A 17380-nucleotide genomic window follows, 5' to 3' on the forward strand; every position below is an offset into this window, starting at 1 on the left:
CCAATGACCTGATGAGCCTTTATGTCGGGCTGGAATTGCAGTCGCTGGCGCTCTACGTGCTGGCGTCCTTCAAGCGCGACGACGGGCGCTCGACCGAGGCGGGCCTGAAATATTTCGTGCTCGGCGCGCTCAGCTCGGGCCTGCTGCTTTATGGCGCTTCGCTGATCTATGGCTTTACCGGCCATACCAATCTTTCGGAAATCGTCGTGGCGATCGCCAGCGAAGGGCGGTCCATCGGCCTGATCTTCGGCGTGGTGTTCCTGCTGGCGGGCGTTGCCTTCAAGATTTCGGCCGTGCCGTTCCATATGTGGACGCCGGACGTCTATGAGGGGGCGCCAACCGCCGTTGCGGCGTTCTTTGCCACCGCGCCCAAGGTCGCGGCCATGGCGCTGCTGATCCGGCTGGTCATGAACACCTTCCAGGACATCAGCCACGACTGGCAGCAGATCCTCATCTTCCTGTCCATCGCCTCCATGGTTCTCGCCTCCTTTGCGGCCATCGGCCAACGCTCACTCAAGCGCTTCATCGCCTATTCTTCCATTGGCCATGTCGGCTTTGCCCTGGTCGGCCTGTCCTCGGCGACCGCCGGCGGGGCGGAAGGCGTGGCGATCTACATGGCCATCTATGTGGTGATGACGCTGGGGCTGTTTGCCTGCCTGCTCGCCTTCCGCACCGAAAAGGGCTATGCGGAAAACATCGAGGATCTGGCCGGCGCAGCCCAGGGGCGGCCCTTCGTTGCCGCCATCATGGCCGTGCTGCTGTTCTCGCTGATCGGCATGCCGCCGCTGGCCGGGTTCTTCGCGAAATGGCATGTCTTCCTTGCAGCCATCGATGCGCATCTCTATATCCTGGCGGTGATCGGCGTTCTGGCCTCGGCCGTCAGCGCTTTCTATTATCTCCGCATCGTCAAGATCATGTATTTCGACGAGCCGGTCTCCACCTTCGAAGCCGTGCCGAACGAGCTCAACATCATCATGGCGCTGAGCGGCATTTTCGTGCTGGCCTACTACTTCGTCTTCGGTGGCCCCCTGGCGGATTTCGCCCGGATCGCCGCCGGAAGCCTGCTCTAGGTGACCGATCTCGGGCTTGGGCCCAAGGCGCGCGCGGCCGGATACAGGCTGCGCGTCTTCGATGTCATCGGCTCGACCAATGCTGAGGCCTTGTCCGCCGCTGCCGCCGGCGATCCCGGCGGCATCTGGTTTGCCGCGCTGCAACAGACGGCGGGGCGGGGGCGGCGCGGTCGCCCTTGGGAAAGCCCTCATGGCAATCTTGCCGCCAGCCTGCTGATCGTGCCCGAAGCCGATCCTACGGTCACCGCGACGCTGGGCTTTGTCGCCGGCGTGGCGCTCAATCGGGCACTGGCCTCCATCCTGCCCTCAGGGCTGGTCAAGATCGGCATCGATGGGGCAGATGCGGCCGATGGTGGCGGGCGCATCGCGCTCAAATGGCCCAATGACGTGCTGGCGGACGGTGCCAAGCTCGCCGGTATCCTGCTCGAAGCGACCCGTTTGTCGGATGGACGGCAGGCCATCGTGCTCGGTTTCGGCGTCAATGCGGTGGCGGCGCCCCAAGGCCTGCCTTATCCGGCCACCAGCCTTGCCGAACTGGGAGTGCAGCGCATGGCGGGCGATGTGTTCGCGGCGCTCAGCGATGCCTGGGTGGAAGCCTTCGGGCTATGGGATGAGGGGCGCGGCGTCAGCGACGTGCTCGGCCTCTGGCGCGGTTCTGCCGCCGGCATCGGCGCTCCGGTTGCTGTGCAGCAGGATGGCCAGGTGGTGCGCGGCATATTTGAAACTATCGACGCGGCGGGCCGGCTGATCGTGCGCGCCGACGACAATCGTCGCATCGCCATCACGGCGGGCGACGTCCATTTTGGGGCAACGGCCAGCGCCCGAAGCTGACCGCAACAATTGCGCAGGCGACCGGCGACCAAAGATCGCCCGGCGTTGCGCGAGAAAGGATAAATCGACCCATGGCTAAAAACCAAAGGGATGAACTCGTCTTTGTGCCGCTCGGCGGCGTGGGCGAAATCGGCATGAATATGGGCGCCTACGGCTTCGGTCCCGAGCGTTCGCGCAAGTGGATCGTGGTGGACTGCGGCGTCAGCTTCGGCGGGCCGGACCTGCCGGGCATCGAACTCATCATGCCCAACCCCGAATTTCTGGAGGAACATGCCGACGATGTGCTGGCGCTGATCCTCACCCACAGCCACGAAGACCATTACGGGGCGGTGCTCGACCTCTGGCCGGTGTTTGACAAGCCGGTGTTCTGCACGCCCTTCACCGCCGCCATGCTGGCCGCCAAGCGAGCAGGGGACGGCATTATCGACAATGTCGATGTGACCATCATGCGGCCGGGACAGCCCTTTTCGGTCGGGCCCTTCACCATCGAAGCCATCAATGTGGCGCACTCGATTCCAGAAGCCAATGCGCTGCTGATTTCGACGCCCGCCGCGCGCGTGCTGCATACCGGCGACTGGAAGCTCGACCCCACTCCGGTGGGCAATGCACCCACCGACGTGGCCCGGCTGCAAAAGATCGGCGAGGACCGCTCGACGCCGCTGGCCTTGGTTTGCGATTCCACCAATGCGCTCAAGGATGGCGAGAGTCCCAGCGAGGCGGATGTCGCCGAAACGCTGACCAAGCTGATTGCCGAAGCGCCGCACCGCGTGGCCGTCACCACCTTCGCCTCCAATGTAGGGCGGGTGATTTCCATCATCCGTGCCGCCGACAAGGCCGGGCGGCAGGTGGTGATGTCCGGTCGGTCCCTCCATCGCATCATGGGGATTGCCCGCGAGCAGGGCATGCTCGAAGGCCTGCCGCCGCTGCTCGACCAGGACGCCTATGGCAGCATCGCCCGCAACAAGATCGTGCTGATCTGCACCGGCAGCCAGGGCGAGGCTCGCGCGGCCATCGCCCGCATCGCGCGGGGCGAGCACCCGGTCATCGATCTCAACGCCGGTGATCGCATGATCTTCTCGTCCTGGGCCATTCCCGGCAATGAGCGGGAAGTCAACGACATCCAGAACCGCCTGATCGACAAGGGTATCGAGGTGATTACCCGCGATGACGGGCTGGTGCATGTCACGGGCCATCCGCGCCGGGAAGAATTGCGCAAGCTCTATGGCTGGCTCAAACCCGACGTCCTGGTGCCCGTGCATGGCGAGGCCATGCATCTGGAAGCCCATGCCCAACTCGGGCGGGATGCCGGCATCGCCAATGTGTGCGAGGCGCGCAATGGCGACATGGTGCGGCTTTTCCCCGAGCCGATGACCTTCCCGGCCGAAGTGCGCACCGGCGAGCTTTACCTCGACGGGCTGGTGCTGTGCACACCCGAGGAATCGGGGGTGAAGGGGCGGCGCCGTCTGTCCTTTGGCGGCCATGTGGTGGTGAGCCTGTGCGTCAATGGCGGCGGGCAAGTGGTCTCCGGCCCTGATCTTGTGGTCGAGGGGCTGCCCGAAACCGAGGATGAATCGCTCAGCGAACTCATCGAGAACACGGTCAAGGGCATCATCCGCTCCATGCCGAACAAGCGGCGCGGCGATACCGAAGTGCTCAATTCGGCTCTGTTCAAGGGTATCCGTAACGAGGTCAACGCCTATTGGGGCCGCAAGCCCAATGTCTCGGTGTTCGTCCACCGCGTTTAGGAGCTGCGGCAATAGGAAACGGGAGCGCGCGCTTTCCCTGCGGGCGCGACGGGATTATGTGTTGAGGGTGCCGCTTTTTGCCGGGCGGCCCCCACCAGCCTCTCACCCAGGAGAATTACCCATGCAGATCGGCTCTTTCATCGCCGTTTTCTTCATCGTCTGGTGGCTCTGCCTGGTGCCAATCATTTCCATGGGCAATCGCAGCCAGGCCGAGGCGGGGGATGTGGTTGCCGGCACCGAACCGGGCGCGCCAGTGGTGCCGCGGCTGCTGTTCAAGTTCCTGATCGCCACATTGGTCGCCATCATCGCCACGGCCCTGCTGCTGTGGGGCGCCAGCAACGAAACGCTGCATTATTACTGGAACCGCTGAGTGGGAAAAGCCGGATAGGCCGCAAGCTAAAGCGTCGAGCCAAAGAGCTGTCTTAAATCGGTTATATTTTGCCGGCATAGGGAAGCGACAATAAAAAAGCGGGGCACGAAGGCCCCGCTGAAATAAGTTTGTCCGACAATACGCTGGTCTTAGGCACGCTAGTGAAGCGGCTGCCAACGCTCCTCCCTTGACGTTGTCGACGTCCAGCGGTTTGAACCGCCTTTGTCTTATTGCGCGTGACCCTAACAACAAGAATCGGGCCTGTCACGCAGATTCTGCATGGCTTCCATGCTTGCATCGGATAGACGAGTAGGATTTGAGTGGGCATCTAGAAAAGCCTTGAGTCGACGGACGTTTTCGGGAGTTCACATGCGCCTGTCTCGCTATTTCCTGCCGGTGCTGCGCGACGTTCCCAAGGAAGCGGAGATCGTCTCGCACCGCCTGATGCTGCGTGCGGGGATGATCCGCCAGCAGGCCTCGGGGCTCTATTCCTGGCTCCCCCTTGGCTACAAGGTGCTGATGAAGGTGCAGCGCATCATCGAGGAAGAGCAGAATCGCTCCGGCGCTGTCGAATTGCTGATGCCTACCATCCAGTCGGCCGAGCTCTGGCGCGAGTCGGGGCGCTATGACGCCTATGGCAAGGAAATGCTGCGCATCGAGGACCGGCACGAGCGCGAATTCCTCTATGGCCCCACCAATGAGGAGATGATTACCGACATCTTCCGGGCCTATGTGAAGTCCTACAAGGATCTGCCGCTCAATCTCTACCATATCCAGTGGAAGTTCCGCGACGAGGTGCGTCCGCGCTTTGGCACCATGCGCAGCCGCGAATTCCTGATGAAGGATGCCTATTCCTTCGATCTGGACAAGGAGCAGGCCGTCGCCGCCTATGAGCGCATGTTCGTGGCCTATCTGCGCACCTATGCGCGCATGGGGCTGACGGCCATTCCGATGCGTGCCGATACCGGCCCCATCGGCGGCGATCTCAGCCATGAATTCATCATTCTCGCCGAGACCGGGGAAAGCGCGGTGTTCTGCCACCGCGACCTGCTCGACAAGCCTATTCCCGCCCGCGACACCGACTTCCGAGGCGATCTCAAGCCCATCGTCGACGATTGGACCTCGCTTTACGCGGCGACCGAGGAAATGGTCGATCACGCCGCCTATGAGGCGGCGGTGCCCGAAGACAAGCGCGTTTCGGCGCGCGGCATCGAAGTCGGCCATATTTTTTACTTCGGCACCAAGTATTCCGAACCGATGAAGGCCAGCGTCACCGGGCCGGACGGCAAGGAAGTCACCGTGCATATGGGATCTTACGGCATCGGGCTCACCCGGGTGGTGCCGGCCATCATCGAGGCCAGCCACGACGAAAACGGCATCGTCTGGCCGGTTTCCGTCGCGCCCTTCGAGGCCGTTCTCATCAATCTCAAGGCGGGCGACGCCGAGTGCGATGCCGCCTGCGACAAGCTCCATGACGAGCTGACCGCCGCCGGGCTCGACATGCTCTATGACGACCGCGACCAGCCGGCCGGGGCCAAATTCGCCACCGCCGACCTGATCGGCATTCCCTACCAGATCATCCTCGGCCCGCGCGGGCTCAAGGCGGGCGAGGCCGAAATCAAGCACCGCAAGAGCGGCGAGCGCGAAACCCTGCCGCTGGCCGATGCCGTGGCGCGCCTCAAGGCGCTGATCGAACCGCAAAGGAATATCGACATTTGAGCGATACGGCGCCGCCACTGCATGGAAAGGGGACGCGCGCCTTTTCGCGCTTCGAATGGATGATCGCGGGGCGCTAACGGCGCGCCCGGCGCAAGGAGGCGGTCATCGCGGGGATCGCCAGCCTCACCATGGTGGGGGTGGCGATCGGGGTGGCGACGCTGATCGTGGTCATGTCGGTGATGAACGGATTCCGCGCTGAGCTTCTGACCAAGATCCTTGGCCTCAACGGACATTTCACCGCCTATCCCATCGAGCGCGAGTTCACCGACTACAAGCAGACCATCGCCGCGCTGGAGCAGGTGGATGGGGTGAGCTTCGCCGTTTATTTCGTCGAAGGGCAGGTGCTGGCGACGGGCAAGGGTAATTCCACCGGCGTCAGCGTACGCGGCATGGATGCGGAGAATATCGCCAAGCTCAAGCTGCTGCATGATGCGGCGGAGCAGGGCGGCTGGGATGGCTGGGACGGCAGCCAGGGCGTTGCCATCGGCTACCGGCTGGCGCAGGCGCTCGGCCTGTCGCTGGGCGACAAGATCCAGCTCATCAATCCCGATGGGGCGATGACGCCTTTCGGGCCGACGCCGCAGATCCGCTCCTATCCGGTCAATGTCATCTTCAATCTCGGCATGGTCGAGTTCGACAGCTTGTTCCTCTATATGCCGCTGGAGGCGGCTCAGGATTATTTCAAGCTCTATGACGAGGTGCTCAAGCCCGGCATGGGGCCGCTCGACCCCCTGGCCAGCGATGAAGAGATCGACGCCGCCTATGAGCGGATCGACCGGGTGACGGCGGCGGAAATCTTCATCGACAATCCCGACGACATCGTCACCATGCGCAACCGGCTTCAGGCCGACAGCGATGCGCGGCCGCTGATCCTGACCGACTGGCAGCAGCGCAACGAAACCTTCTTCTCCGCCCTGCAGGTGGAGCGGGTGGTGATGTTCACCATCCTGTCCATGATTATCCTGGTGGCGGCATTCAACATCATCGCCAGCCTGATCATGCTGGTGAAGGACAAGAGTTCAGACATCGCCATCCTGCGCACCATGGGGGCGACGCGCGGCGCCATCATGCGCATCTTTTCGATCACCGGCACCACCATCGGGGTGGTGGGAACGCTGAGCGGGCTGGTGCTGGGACTGGTCATCGCCGCCAATGCCGAGCCGCTGCGGGCCTTTCTGTCTAATACGCTTGGTGTGGCGATCTTTCCGCCGGAAGTGTTCTTCCTTTCCTCGCTCCCTTCCAAGACCGATCCGATGGAGGTGGCCGTGGTGGTGGGGCTGGCGCTGTGCCTGAGTTTTCTGGCCACCATCTATCCGGCGTGGCGAGCGGCTCAGTATGATCCGGTAGAGGCGCTGCGCTATGAGTAAGCCGCATCTGATCCTGAGCGACGTCCATCGCCACTATGGCGAAGGCGAGCGCTTGGTGCGCGTGTTGGAGGCGGCGAGCCTCACCGTCCACAGTGGTGAGCTGGTGGCGCTGGTGGCCCCTTCAGGGGCCGGCAAATCGACCTTGCTGCACCTATGCGGGCTGCTGGAAAGCCCGCAGGGCGGCGAAGTGGAACTCATGGGCATCAAGACCAGCCGGCTGGGCGACAGGGGGCGGACGCAGCTGCGCCGCTCGACGGTGGGCTATGTCTATCAGTTCCATCATTTGCTGCCCGAATTCACCGCGCTGGAAAATGTTTCCATGCCGCAATTGATCGCAGGCCGGACGCCGGCCGAGGCCGAAAAGCGCTCGATGGAGTTGCTTGACTTGCTGGGAGTGGCGCCGCGCGCCAGCCACAGACCGGCCGAGCTATCGGGCGGCGAGCAACAGCGTATCGCCATTGCCCGCGCCGCCGCCAATCACCCGCGGGTGATCCTGGCCGACGAGCCGACGGGCAATCTCGACCCCGAAACCAGCGACATCGTCTTTAATGCGCTGGCCAGCCTGATCAAGGACGAAGGGGCGGCGGCGCTGATCGCCACCCATAATCACGATCTGGCGCGGCGGGCGGACCGCATCGTGACGCTGAAAAACGGATTGGTGGTCGATCACCAATTGTGATCGACCGTCCCGGGTTCAGAGCGCGGCGGCGATGGCTTTTGCCAGTTCGGACAGGTCGGCGTCGTCGGCCTTGCCACCCGCATGGGCGGCAAGTGGCACACCTTCATAGACCGGAATGACATGGAAATGCAGGTGGAACACCGTCTGCCCGGCCGGTGCCTCGTTGAACTGGGCCAGGCGGATGCCGTCGGCGCCGGTGGCGGCCTTGGCGGCCCTGGCAACACGCTGGACCAACGGCATGACGCCTGCAAGCGCTGCCGGGTCTGCATCGAGCAGGTTACGCGAGGGCGCTCGCGGAATGATGAGCGTATGCCCGCGCGACTGGGGGAAAATATCCATCATCACCAATGCGGTCTCGTCTTCATACACCTTGTGGGCGGGAAGCTCGCCGCGCAGAATCTTGCCGAAGATGTTGGACGGATCGTAGCTCATGGGGCTCCCGCTGGGTTCGGATGAATCGCTGTCCTGGAGCCTAGACCATTGGGGGCCGGGCGGCCTATCCCCTTCCGCAATGTCATTCCGGCGCAGGCCGGAAGCCCCGCTGAAGGCTCTCCCCTTGCACCAGAGTGTGGGGTGACATGCGGACATGGATTTCGGCCTGCGCCGGAATGACATGGTGGCTGGGAGGGCTTCGATCAAAAACGAAACGGCTTAATGATCCGTGCGCTCGCCCCGGCGGAAAGGGGTGAAGTCTTCCAGCATATCCTGATTGCTTTCTACCGCTGCCCGTTCTTCCTCGAGATAGTCGGCCACGGCGTCGTGCAGGCCGGGATGGGCGATCCAATGCAGCGAGGTGGTCGTGGCCGGTGCGTAGCCGCGCGCGAGCTTGTGTTCGCCCTGCGCCCCGGCTTCGACCACGGCGAGCTTGTGCGCGATGGCGTAGTCGATGGCCTGGTAGTAGCAGAGCTCGAAATGCAGAAACGGCACGTCGCGGATGCAGCCCCAATTGCGGCCGTAAAGACGGTCCTTCCCGCGAAAATTGATAGCGCCGGCAATGGCTTGCCGTCCATCATAGGCGAGCATCAGCACGATGCGGTCAGCCATGGTGGCGTTGAGGCGCGAGAAGAATTCGCGGTTGAGATAGGGCCGGCCCCATTTGCGCGCGCCGGTATCCTCGTAAAAATCATAGAAGGCGTCCCAATGCTCCTCGCGCAGATCGGCGCCGCTCAACCATTTGACGGTGAGCCCATCGGCCAATGCGTCGCGGCGCTCGCGGCGGATGGTCTTACGCTTGCGCGACGAAAGGGTATCGAGGAACGCCTCGAAGCTGTCAAAACCCTGATTATGCCAGTGAAACTGGGTGTCGATGCGCTTGAGCCAGCCCCGGCTTTCGATACGTTCGGCCTCGTCGGACGGCGCGAAGGTGGCGTGGACGGAGGAGGCTTGACGCTGGAGGGCCAGTTGCTGGGCGGTTTCAAGGAGCGCCGCTTCGATGGCTGGATCACGGCCGGGCACCAACAGCTTGGGCGCGGTGACCGGCGTGAAGGGCACCGAGCATTGCAGCTTGGGATAATAGCTGCCGCCGGCGCGCTCCAGAGCATTGGCCCAGCCCTGATCGAAGACATATTCGCCCATGGAATGGGATTTGAGGAAAAGCGGCATCAGGCCGAGCGGGCGGTCGCTCTCATCGGTGACGAGGATGTGCTGAGGCTGCCAGCCGGTCTGGGCGGTGGCACAGCCAGAGGCTTCGAGCGCGAGGAAAAAGGCGTGATCGAGGAAGGGGTTGTCGGTGATGCCATGGGTGGATGGCGTGAGACTGTTCCATACCGCCGGCGCGATGGCGGCGGTGCTGGGATAAATGGTGGCGCGAAGGGGCGTTCGATCTGCCAAGGCGGTTCCGGCGGCGTGGAGGGTGTGTCGCCTAGAGATAGGACGGTTCGTCTGCCGATGTAAGGGGAAAGGCGGCTCGCCTCTCCCCGGCGCAGATCAGACTTCGACGATGGCCTCGATCTCGACGGCGGCGCCGAAGGGCAGGGCGGCCACGCCGAAGGCGGCGCGGGCATGCTTGCCCTTGTCGCCCAGCACGCTCACCAGCAGGTTGGAGCAGCCATTGGCGACCAGGTGATGCTCGGTGAAATCGGGCGTGGAGGCGACGAGAACCGTAACCTTGAGGATACGCTTGATGTCGCCCAGCTTGACGCCGCCATTATGCACGATCTGGGCGAGGACATTGACGGCCGAGAGCTCGGCGGCGTTGGCGCCCTGCACCACATTCATGGTGTCGCCCAGCAGGCCGGTGACCACGCCGGCGTCATTGCTGGAAATCTGGCCGGAAACAAAGAGCAGATTGCCCGACCGGGTGACGGGAACATAGCTGGCCACGGGCGCCTTGGCGGCGGGCAGGTCGTAGCCGTATTCGCGGAGTTTTTCGATGGGGTCGGTCATCTGGTCTTGCCTTCATTGTGTTCGTCCGGGTCCGCCGGCGGCGGGGACGGCTTGTGTCTGTACAGCTTGCCCCGGACCACGGCCTCGCGCCCGAAGCGGGTGCGCACGCGGTCCATGGCCCTTTCGGCGGCGGCCTTGCGGGCCACCTGAGGCTCTAGCAGATCGGCCGGGTCGACGCCATCGGCCGGCTCGATGCCGGAAACGCCGATGCCGATCAGCCGGAACGCGGTGCCATCGGCCTCGCGCGCCAGCAGCGACCGGCCGGTCTCGTAGATGACATTGGCCAGTTGCGTGGGGATCATCAAATGCCGGGCGCGCGTGCGCAAGCGGAAACCGGCGGATTTGAGCTTGAGCGTCACCGTGTCGCCGACCAGGTTCTTGGCCTTGAGCCGCTCGGACAGCCGCTCGCTGACGCGCAACAACTCGGTGGACAGCTCTTCGAGGCTGGCAAGATCGGTGTTGAAGGTGGTCTCGGAGGAGATGGTCTTCATCTCGCCATCAGGAGAAATGCGGCGGCTGTCCTGCCCGCGGGCGAGGCGGGCAAGCCTGGCGCCGGTTTCGCCATAGCGGCGCATGAGGTTTTCCGGCGGCTCCTGCTGCAACTGGCCGATGGTGATGAGCCCCTCGCGGCGCAGGGTTTCGGTGAACACCTTGCCGACACCATAGATGAGGCTGATGGGCTGGGGCGCGAGGAAAGACAGGGTCTCGGCGGCGCCGATGACGGCGAAGCCGCGCGGCTTGTCGAGGTCGGAGGCGATCTTGGCGAGGAATTTGTTATGGCTCAGCCCCACCGAGATGGTAACGCCGATTTCCGTCTCCACCCGGTGGACGAGGCGGGCCAGAACCAAAGCCGGCGCGGCCTTGTGCAGGGCCTGGGTGCCGGAAAGATCGAGGAAGGCCTCGTCAATGGAAAGCGGCTCCACCAGCGGGGTAAGCTCTTCCATCAATTGACGAATCTGGCGGCTGACCCTCACATATTTGGCCATGTTCGGCTTGATGATGACCGCGTCGGGGCAGAGCTTGCGGGCCTGGAACATGGGCATGGCGGAGCGCACGCCGGACTGGCGGGCGATGTAGCAGCAGGTGGCGACGACGCCCCGCACACCACCGCCGACAATGAGTGGCTTGTCGCGCAGCGCCGGATCGTCGCGCTTTTCGATCGAGGCATAGAAGGCGTCGCAATCGAGATGGGCGGTGGTGAGGGCGAAGAGTTCCTCATGGCTGCGCAGGCGCGGCGAGCCGCAGGAGGGGCAGCGCGCGGGCGCCTGGGCCACGCCGGCGGCATGGGCAAGGCAGTCCCGGCAGAGCCAGTCCTGTGCCATGATCTATCCCGACGGGTTGAGCCGATGCCAGACGCGCATGAACTGTTCGGGCGAAAGGCCCGAATTGGCGCAGAGGGCGAGCAGAATCGGTTCGTTTGAGGCAAAGTAGTCGACAAGGCCACGCTGAAGGGAGGCAGAGCCCACCGCGCTGCGCAGCGCGCCGGGATCGAGCCCAGCGAACTGCATGAAAGCCAGCAATTCTTCAGGGTTTTCCGCCAGATAGCCGAGACAGGCATCAGCAAGGGAAGCCAGGGCGGGTTCGGGCTTTTCGGAGCGGATCACCACCGGCCTCATTTGACGTTTCGTAAGAGATTGCATGCTAGCTCAAGGTGGCCGCAAAGCGAAGCACCGCGAGCGCCAGAACGGCGCAAGGAAGGACCGATGCCCAAGACAGTGATGATCGTCGAGGACAATGAGCTCAACATGAAGCTCTTCAACGACCTGCTCGAATCGCGCGGCTATTCGGTCATCCAGACCCGAAACGGCATGGAGGCGCTGGATCTGGCGCGGGCGCACCATCCCGATCTGATCCTGATGGATATCCAACTGCCCGAGGTTTCCGGGCTGGTGGTGACCAAATGGCTCAAGGACGACGAGGAACTGGCCCATATTCCCGTCATCGCCGTCACCGCCTTCGCCATGAAGGGCGATGAAGAGCGGATTCTTCAAGGCGGGTGCGAGGGTTACATCAGCAAACCGATCTCGGTGCCTCACTTTCTGGAAACTATTGCCCACTACATTGGACCGGCCTGATCGCGGGCAGCGCTGCCGCCCGCCTATTCAGTTCGCCTGATGCCGGCCGCTGCGCGCGCCGGCCCGTAGTCTTGGGGCAGGGTTGTGACAGCACGCGTTCTCATCGTCGACGATATTCCCACCAATGTCCGCCTCCTGGAGGTGCGGCTGATGGCGGAATATTACGAGGTGGAGACGGCGCTGTCGGGTCCGCAGGCGCTAAGTATTTGTGATTCCTCGGAAATCGATATCATCCTTCTTGATGTGATGATGCCGGACATGGACGGATTCGAGGTGTGCCGGCGGCTCAAGGCCAATCCGCGCACCCAGCATATTCCCGTAGTGATGATTACGGCCCTCGACCAGCCATCGGACCGGGTGAAGGGGCTGGAGGCGGGAGCCGACGATTTCCTCACCAAGCCGGTGGACGACCTGCAACTGATGGCGCGCGTCAAAAGCCTGGTGCGGCTGAAATCGCTGACCGACGAATTGCGCGCCCGCGCCGTCACCGGCCAGCAGATCGCCATCGAAGACTCCATCCGGGCCATGGACAAGATCAATACGGCCGGCGGCTCCATTCTCATCATCGACACCGATCAGCGCCATGCCGAGCGGATACAAGGTTATCTCACGCCTGAGCATGACGTGGATATCTTGACCCATCCGGCCGATGCGGTGTTGCAAGTCACTGGCATGCAATATGAATTGGCGCTGGTGGCGATGTCGCTCGCCGATTTCGATCCGTTGCGGGTGTGCTCGCAGATTCGCACACTGGAGCATACGCGCAACCTGCCCATCATCCTGATGGCCGACGAGGGCGACCGGCCCCGCGTGGTGCGGGCGCTGGATTTGGGGGTGAACGATTATATTTCCCGCCCGATCGAGCGGAACGAGCTATCTGCCCGTGTGCGCACGCAAATCCGCCGTCATCGCTATGCGCTGGAGTTGCGCCAGAGCGTCAACAACACCATGGCCATGGCCGTGACCGACGACATGACGGGGCTCTACAACCGGCGGTATTTCGACCGGCATCTGAGCGTGATGCTAAGCAAGGCGCAGAGCCAGGGCCGGGACATGGCGCTGATGATTCTGGATATCGACCACTTCAAGGCCGTGAACGACACCTATGGTCACGACGCCGGCGACCTGGTGCTGAAAGAGTTCGCAACCCGATTGAAGAGAAACATCCGGGGCATTGATCTTGCTTGCCGATTCGGCGGCGAGGAATTCGTGGTGCTGATGCCCGACACCGACATGGTGCAGGCCGAACTGGTGGCCGAGCGGGTGCGGCAGGCGGTGGCAGAGCGGAGTTTCGAGGTCGATGCCGGCCGGCCGATCTCGGTGACGGTCTCGGTGGGAGTGACGCTGCATGAAAGCGAGGCCGATACGCCCGAGACGCTGGTTAAGCGCGCCGACGTGGCGCTGTACCGGGCCAAGCGCGAAGGGCGCAACCGCGTGGTGTTCGACGCCGCATAGAGGGCGCGCCGTTAAGGTTATCTGTTATAATTAACAAAGGTTTACCGGGCCGAAAGGCGCGGTTTGCCTTGTGTTTTCGACGCCAGACCGTAGGGTGCAGCCAACACAGCGCGGAACGCAAAAGCGGGCGCTGAGGGTTCCCTACGGCTCTTCTCAGGTCCGCCGCAACTCCTGAGCCCCGTAGGGCGGTTGGTCCGGATGCGGACAGAGTGGCCTCTTCGACATGCCGCTCCGGACCAGCCACTTTCATTCGCATTCAGCCCCAATTGGCTAACGGACTGCTAGCATCGAGTGCCGCCACTCGTCGCATTTCGCGTCACCAATCGGCACTTTAGAGCGCCTAACGATCCGATGAAATCGGATCGAGCGCTCTCTCTTTTAGTTGCATCGGAGTCGTCCGAAAACCGCTTCGCACTTTTCGGTCCGATGCTTTAGCGTAACAAAAAACCCCGCATGTGCAATGCGGGGTTTTTGCTATCTCACGAAGGGCAGGACCAATTACTTGATCTTGGCTTCCTTGAATTCGACGTGCTTGCGCGCGACCGGATCGTACTTGTTGTACGAAAGCTTCTCGGTCTGGGTGCGGGCGTTCTTCTTGGTGACGTAGTAATAGCCAGTATCAGCCGTCGACACGAGCTTGATCTTGACGGAAGCGGCCTTGGCCATTTGTCAGTCCTCACAACAGGTATGGCGCCGCGAAAAGCCCGGCGCCGGAATTTGCGCGCAACCTACGGATTTGCCGCCGATTGTCAAGCAGGATCAGCCGGGCTGGCCGGCACCAAATCCATACATGCGGTTGGCCCATTGCATGCCGACGATGCCACCCTTGATGGAGGGCAGCATGACGAGCGGCAGGATGATGGCGAGAGGCACCATGCTGATGAAATAGACCACGGGCGCGACGTGCCAGACCATGTCCATGTGCATCATGGCCCCGACCAGGATATGGCCGACGATCATGATGGCGATATAGGGGGGGAAGTCGTCGGCGCGGTGGTGGTTCAGCTCTTCGCCGCACACCTCGCATTGATCGGCCACCTTGAGATAGGCCCGGTACATCTTGCCCTTGCCGCAATGGGGACAACGGCACATCAGCCCGCGCCAGATCGCCTGGCCAACGCTGCGTTGATCCAGGGTATTGATCTGATCGTGCATGGATTACCTCTTTCTTCGGCCCCGGGGGCCGAGAGTTTTAGATGCGCGGTGCGAACGGCGGCGAAAAGATGACGGATTGACGCAGGATCCTTCCGAGAGCATCTCGAACCGCATGGCCCCGGCAATGGGCGCCACTTCGAGCAGGCGCACCTCGACCTTGTCGCCCAGGGCGAATTTTTCTCCGGTGCGCTCGCCCACCAGCGCCTGCATCTCCTCGACATAGCGGTAATAATCGCGCCCCAGGGTGGAGGCGGGGATAAAGCCGTCGGCCCCGGTTTCGGAGAGGCGCACGAAAAGCCCGGACCGGGTGACGCCGGAAATGCGCCCATCGAAGCGCGCGCCTATATGCTGGGAGAGGAACTGGGCCAGCAGACGGTCGGCGGTCTCGCGCTCGGCCAGCATGGCGCGGCGCTCGGTGGCCGAAATGTGCTGGGCGATGCCGGAAAGGCGCAGCGCCTCGGTTTCGCCGAGCCCATCGGCGCCAAGGCCCAGCGCCGCGACCAGGGCGCGATGGACGATGAGGTCGGCATAGCGGCGGATGGGCGAGGTGAAATGGGCGTAGCGGGCCAGATGCAGGCCGAAATGGCCGTAATTCTCGGCGGCATATTCGGCCTGGGCCTGGCTGCGCATGACCATTTCGCTGACCTGCTCGATATTGCCGGCCTTGCGGGCCTGGGCGAGCACGCCATTGAAATCGGCGGCGCGGACGCTGTCGGATTTCTTGACGGCGATGTCGAGCGAGCCGAGGAAATCGCGCAGCGACTGGAGCTTTTCGGAGGAGGGCTCGTCGTGCACACGATAGAGCAGGGCCGAGCCCTTCTGTTCCAGGGATTCGGCGGCGGCGACATTGGCGCCGATCATCATTTCCTCGATCAGCCGGTGGGCCACCAGCCGCTCGGGCACGCGGATATCCTTCACCAACCCTTTCTCGTCGAGCACGATGCGGCGCTCGGGCAGGTCGAGATCGAGCGGGCCGCGCCGGTCGCGCGCCGCCGCCATGGCCTCATAGGCGGCCCAGAGGGGTTTCAGGATCGGCTCAAGCAGGGGCCCGGTGGTGTCGTCGGGCTGGCCGTCGATGGCGGCCTGGGCCTGCTGATAGCTGAGCTTGGCGGCCGAGCGCATCAGCACGCGATGGACGGAGTGGCCGCGCTTGGCGCCATCGGCGCCGATGACCATGCGGATGGCCAGGGCGGCGCGGGGCTCGCCGGGCTTGAGCGAGCACAAGTCATTGGAGATGCGCTCGGGCAGCATGGGCACGACGCGGTCGGGGAAATACACCGAATTACCGCGCAGATAGGCTTCACGGTCGAGCGCGGTGCCGGGGCGCACATAGGCGGCCACATCGGCGATGGCGACAGTGACGATGTGGCCGCCCGGATTGGCCGGATCGGCGTCGGCTTCGGCATGGACGGCGTCGTCGTGATCCTTGGCGTCGGGCGGATCGATGGTGACGAGGGGCAGGGCCCGCCAGTCCTCGCGGCCCTTGAGGGTGGCTTCCCTGGCGTCGTCGGCCTCACGCAGCACGGCGGCGGGGAAGCGGTAGGGAATATCGAGATTGTGGATGGCGATGAGGCTGACCGCGCCCTCCGAGAGCGGATTGCCGATGACCGCCGTGACCTTGGCGCGCGGAATCATCAGGCGGCCAGAGAGGCGCACTTCCACTTCCACCAGATCGCCATCGGCGGCGGTGAGCAGGTCGCCCTTGGGGATGCGCATTTCCTTCTGCTTGCGATCGACGGGAATGAGGCGGGCGCCATCCTCATCCAGGCGCACGATGCCGATATGGCCGCGCCGGGGCTTGTCGAGGATCTTCATCGGCCGGGCGGTATAGAGTGGCACCTCGTCGGTGCCGGCGTCGATGCGCGCCAGGATGCGGTCCCCGGGGGCGGGGACGACGCGGGCATCGCGCCCGCCCAGCACCACCACGCGCGGCTTTTCGCCCTCTTCGTCATTCCATTGGGCGGGGAAGGCGTGCAGATCGTCGGGGTCGGCATCGGCGGGGATGTCGAGCACGGTGACATGGGGCAGGGCCGCGGTGCGGCGCAGGCTCTTGCGGGTGCGGGCGATGACGCCATCGCCCTCCAATTCGGCCAGCAGGGCCTTGAAGGGGCGGCGCATGTCGCCGCGAATGCCGAAGATCTTGGCCAGATCGCGCTTGCCCTTGACATCGGACTGCTGGGCCAGGGCTTCGAGCACCTGTTCCTTGCTGGGAAGCTCGGCGGCGCGCGGCTGGCGCGCGCGGCGGGGGCCGGACGTGTTTTTCGCGTTTGTGGGTTTGGCCCTAAGACGATTTCGTTGGAGTTGCCCGATATGTAGGGGATGAGGCGGGATTTGGCAAAAGGGCGGGGGCGTGGCGTGACCTGTCCCGATAGCGGGGCTCTCGACACCCCCTCCCGGCCTCCCCCGTCAAGGGGGAGGTGAAATCCGGTGCTTTTGACACAATGGTGCCCCAGCCACAGAAGGACACCTCCCCCTTGAGGGGGAGGACGGTGGGGGTGATTGTGGGGCGAAAGCCCTTGCGGCGGGGAC

The 17380-nt window shown here is 63.6% G+C and carries 17 protein-coding genes; 9 read left to right on the top strand and 8 right to left on the bottom strand.

The window, feature by feature from the left end; genetic code table 11:
- The 7 genes from nuoN to VDP82_RS03875 all read left to right on the top strand — a co-directional run.
- Positions 1-1070: NADH-quinone oxidoreductase subunit NuoN (nuoN, locus tag VDP82_RS03845; protein WP_323013520.1), on the top strand; the 1070-nt coding region annotated here is incomplete at its 5' end.
- The gene (locus VDP82_RS03850; protein ID WP_323013521.1) at positions 1071-1901 is read left to right on the top strand and encodes a biotin--[acetyl-CoA-carboxylase] ligase; all 831 of its coding nucleotides are present in this window, start codon (positions 1071-1073) and stop codon (positions 1899-1901) included.
- A 71-nt stretch (positions 1902-1972) separates the two neighbouring features.
- Positions 1973-3646 (top strand): ribonuclease J, encoded by a 1674-nt coding sequence (locus VDP82_RS03855; RefSeq protein WP_323013522.1) that lies wholly within the window; start codon positions 1973-1975, stop codon positions 3644-3646.
- Between the two features lie 121 nt (positions 3647-3767).
- Entirely contained in the window at positions 3768-4016 is a 249-nt protein-coding gene (locus VDP82_RS03860) for a DUF1467 family protein (RefSeq protein WP_323013523.1), read from the top strand.
- Between the two features lie 369 nt (positions 4017-4385).
- The gene (proS, locus tag VDP82_RS03865) at positions 4386-5735 is read left to right on the top strand and encodes a proline--tRNA ligase (RefSeq protein WP_323013524.1); all 1350 of its coding nucleotides are present in this window, start codon (positions 4386-4388) and stop codon (positions 5733-5735) included.
- A 104-nt stretch (positions 5736-5839) separates the two neighbouring features.
- Entirely contained in the window at positions 5840-7102 is a 1263-nt protein-coding gene (locus VDP82_RS03870) for an ABC transporter permease (protein ID WP_323013534.1), read from the top strand.
- Positions 7095-7781 (top strand): ABC transporter ATP-binding protein, encoded by a 687-nt coding sequence (locus VDP82_RS03875; RefSeq protein WP_323013525.1) that lies wholly within the window; start codon positions 7095-7097, stop codon positions 7779-7781. The genes VDP82_RS03870 and VDP82_RS03875 overlap by 8 nt, the downstream gene beginning before the upstream one ends.
- A 15-nt stretch (positions 7782-7796) precedes the next feature.
- Here VDP82_RS03875 and VDP82_RS03880 read toward each other — a convergent pair whose 3' ends face one another.
- The 5 genes from VDP82_RS03880 to VDP82_RS03900 form a co-directional block, all read right to left on the bottom strand.
- On the bottom strand, positions 7797-8213 hold the full coding sequence (locus tag VDP82_RS03880; protein WP_323013526.1) for an HIT family protein: 417 nt from the start codon (positions 8211-8213) through the stop codon (positions 7797-7799).
- 219 nt (positions 8214-8432) lie between these two features.
- The gene (locus tag VDP82_RS03885) at positions 8433-9611 is read right to left on the bottom strand and encodes a GNAT family N-acetyltransferase (RefSeq protein WP_323013527.1); all 1179 of its coding nucleotides are present in this window, start codon (positions 9609-9611) and stop codon (positions 8433-8435) included.
- 96 nt (positions 9612-9707) lie between these two features.
- Positions 9708-10166: a RidA family protein gene (locus tag VDP82_RS03890; protein WP_323013528.1), complete on the bottom strand. Its 459-nt coding sequence runs from the start codon at positions 10164-10166 to the stop codon at positions 9708-9710.
- Complete coding sequence (locus VDP82_RS03895) at positions 10163-11488, bottom strand: DNA polymerase IV (RefSeq protein WP_323013529.1); 1326 nt, start codon at positions 11486-11488, stop codon at positions 10163-10165. Before VDP82_RS03895 ends, VDP82_RS03890 begins: the two co-directional genes overlap by 4 nt.
- Before the next feature lie 3 nt (positions 11489-11491).
- Entirely contained in the window at positions 11492-11770 is a 279-nt protein-coding gene (locus VDP82_RS03900; protein WP_323013530.1) for a DUF3572 family protein, read from the bottom strand.
- Between the two features lie 99 nt (positions 11771-11869).
- Here VDP82_RS03900 and VDP82_RS03905 point away from each other — a divergent pair, with 99 nt between their 5' ends.
- Positions 11870-12241 carry a response regulator gene (locus VDP82_RS03905; protein WP_323013531.1) on the top strand — a complete coding sequence of 124 codons (372 nt, stop codon included), beginning with the start codon at positions 11870-11872 and terminating at the stop codon, positions 12239-12241.
- Between the two features lie 84 nt (positions 12242-12325).
- Entirely contained in the window at positions 12326-13696 is a 1371-nt protein-coding gene (locus VDP82_RS03910) for a PleD family two-component system response regulator (protein WP_323013532.1), read from the top strand.
- A 498-nt stretch (positions 13697-14194) separates the two neighbouring features.
- Here the strand turns inward: VDP82_RS03910 and rpmG are convergent, their stop codons facing one another.
- The 3 genes from rpmG to rnr all read right to left on the bottom strand — a co-directional run bounded on the left by rpmG (position 14195) and on the right by rnr (position 17182).
- Positions 14195-14362, bottom strand: a complete 168-nt coding sequence (gene rpmG, locus VDP82_RS03915) for a 50S ribosomal protein L33 (protein WP_236897938.1) — start codon at positions 14360-14362, stop codon at positions 14195-14197.
- A 93-nt stretch (positions 14363-14455) separates the two neighbouring features.
- Complete coding sequence (locus tag VDP82_RS03920; protein WP_323013533.1) at positions 14456-14851, bottom strand: DUF983 domain-containing protein; 396 nt, start codon at positions 14849-14851, stop codon at positions 14456-14458.
- Positions 14852-14854: 3 nt separating this feature from the next.
- Positions 14855-17182, bottom strand: a complete 2328-nt coding sequence (rnr, locus tag VDP82_RS03925; protein WP_416347073.1) for a ribonuclease R — start codon at positions 17180-17182, stop codon at positions 14855-14857.
- Between the last annotated feature and the right edge of the window lie 198 nt (positions 17183-17380).

Origin of the sequence: Devosia sp. (assembly GCF_034675085.1) — a bacterium.
Classification (GTDB): Bacteria; Pseudomonadota; Alphaproteobacteria; order Rhizobiales; family Devosiaceae; genus Devosia.

Excerpts from the sequence above, each read along its gene's own strand:
- VDP82_RS03895 (WP_323013529.1), bottom strand. The coding sequence starts at position 11,488 with ATGGCACAGGACTGGCTCTGCCGGGACTGCCTTGCCCATGCCGCCGGC.
- VDP82_RS03905 (WP_323013531.1), top strand. The coding sequence starts at position 11,870 with ATGCCCAAGACAGTGATGATCGTCGAGGACAATGAGCTCAACATGAAG.
- rpmG (WP_236897938.1), bottom strand. The coding sequence starts at position 14,362 with ATGGCCAAGGCCGCTTCCGTCAAGATCAAGCTCGTGTCGACGGCTGAT.
- VDP82_RS03875 (WP_323013525.1), top strand. The coding sequence starts at position 7,095 with ATGAGTAAGCCGCATCTGATCCTGAGCGACGTCCATCGCCACTATGGC.
- VDP82_RS03880 (WP_323013526.1), bottom strand. The coding sequence starts at position 8,213 with ATGAGCTACGATCCGTCCAACATCTTCGGCAAGATTCTGCGCGGCGAG.
- VDP82_RS03920 (WP_323013533.1), bottom strand. The coding sequence starts at position 14,851 with ATGCACGATCAGATCAATACCCTGGATCAACGCAGCGTTGGCCAGGCG.
- VDP82_RS03860 (WP_323013523.1), top strand. The coding sequence starts at position 3,768 with ATGCAGATCGGCTCTTTCATCGCCGTTTTCTTCATCGTCTGGTGGCTC.
- VDP82_RS03855 (WP_323013522.1), top strand. The coding sequence starts at position 1,973 with ATGGCTAAAAACCAAAGGGATGAACTCGTCTTTGTGCCGCTCGGCGGC.
- proS (WP_323013524.1), top strand. The coding sequence starts at position 4,386 with ATGCGCCTGTCTCGCTATTTCCTGCCGGTGCTGCGCGACGTTCCCAAG.
- VDP82_RS03890 (WP_323013528.1), bottom strand. The coding sequence starts at position 10,166 with ATGACCGACCCCATCGAAAAACTCCGCGAATACGGCTACGACCTGCCC.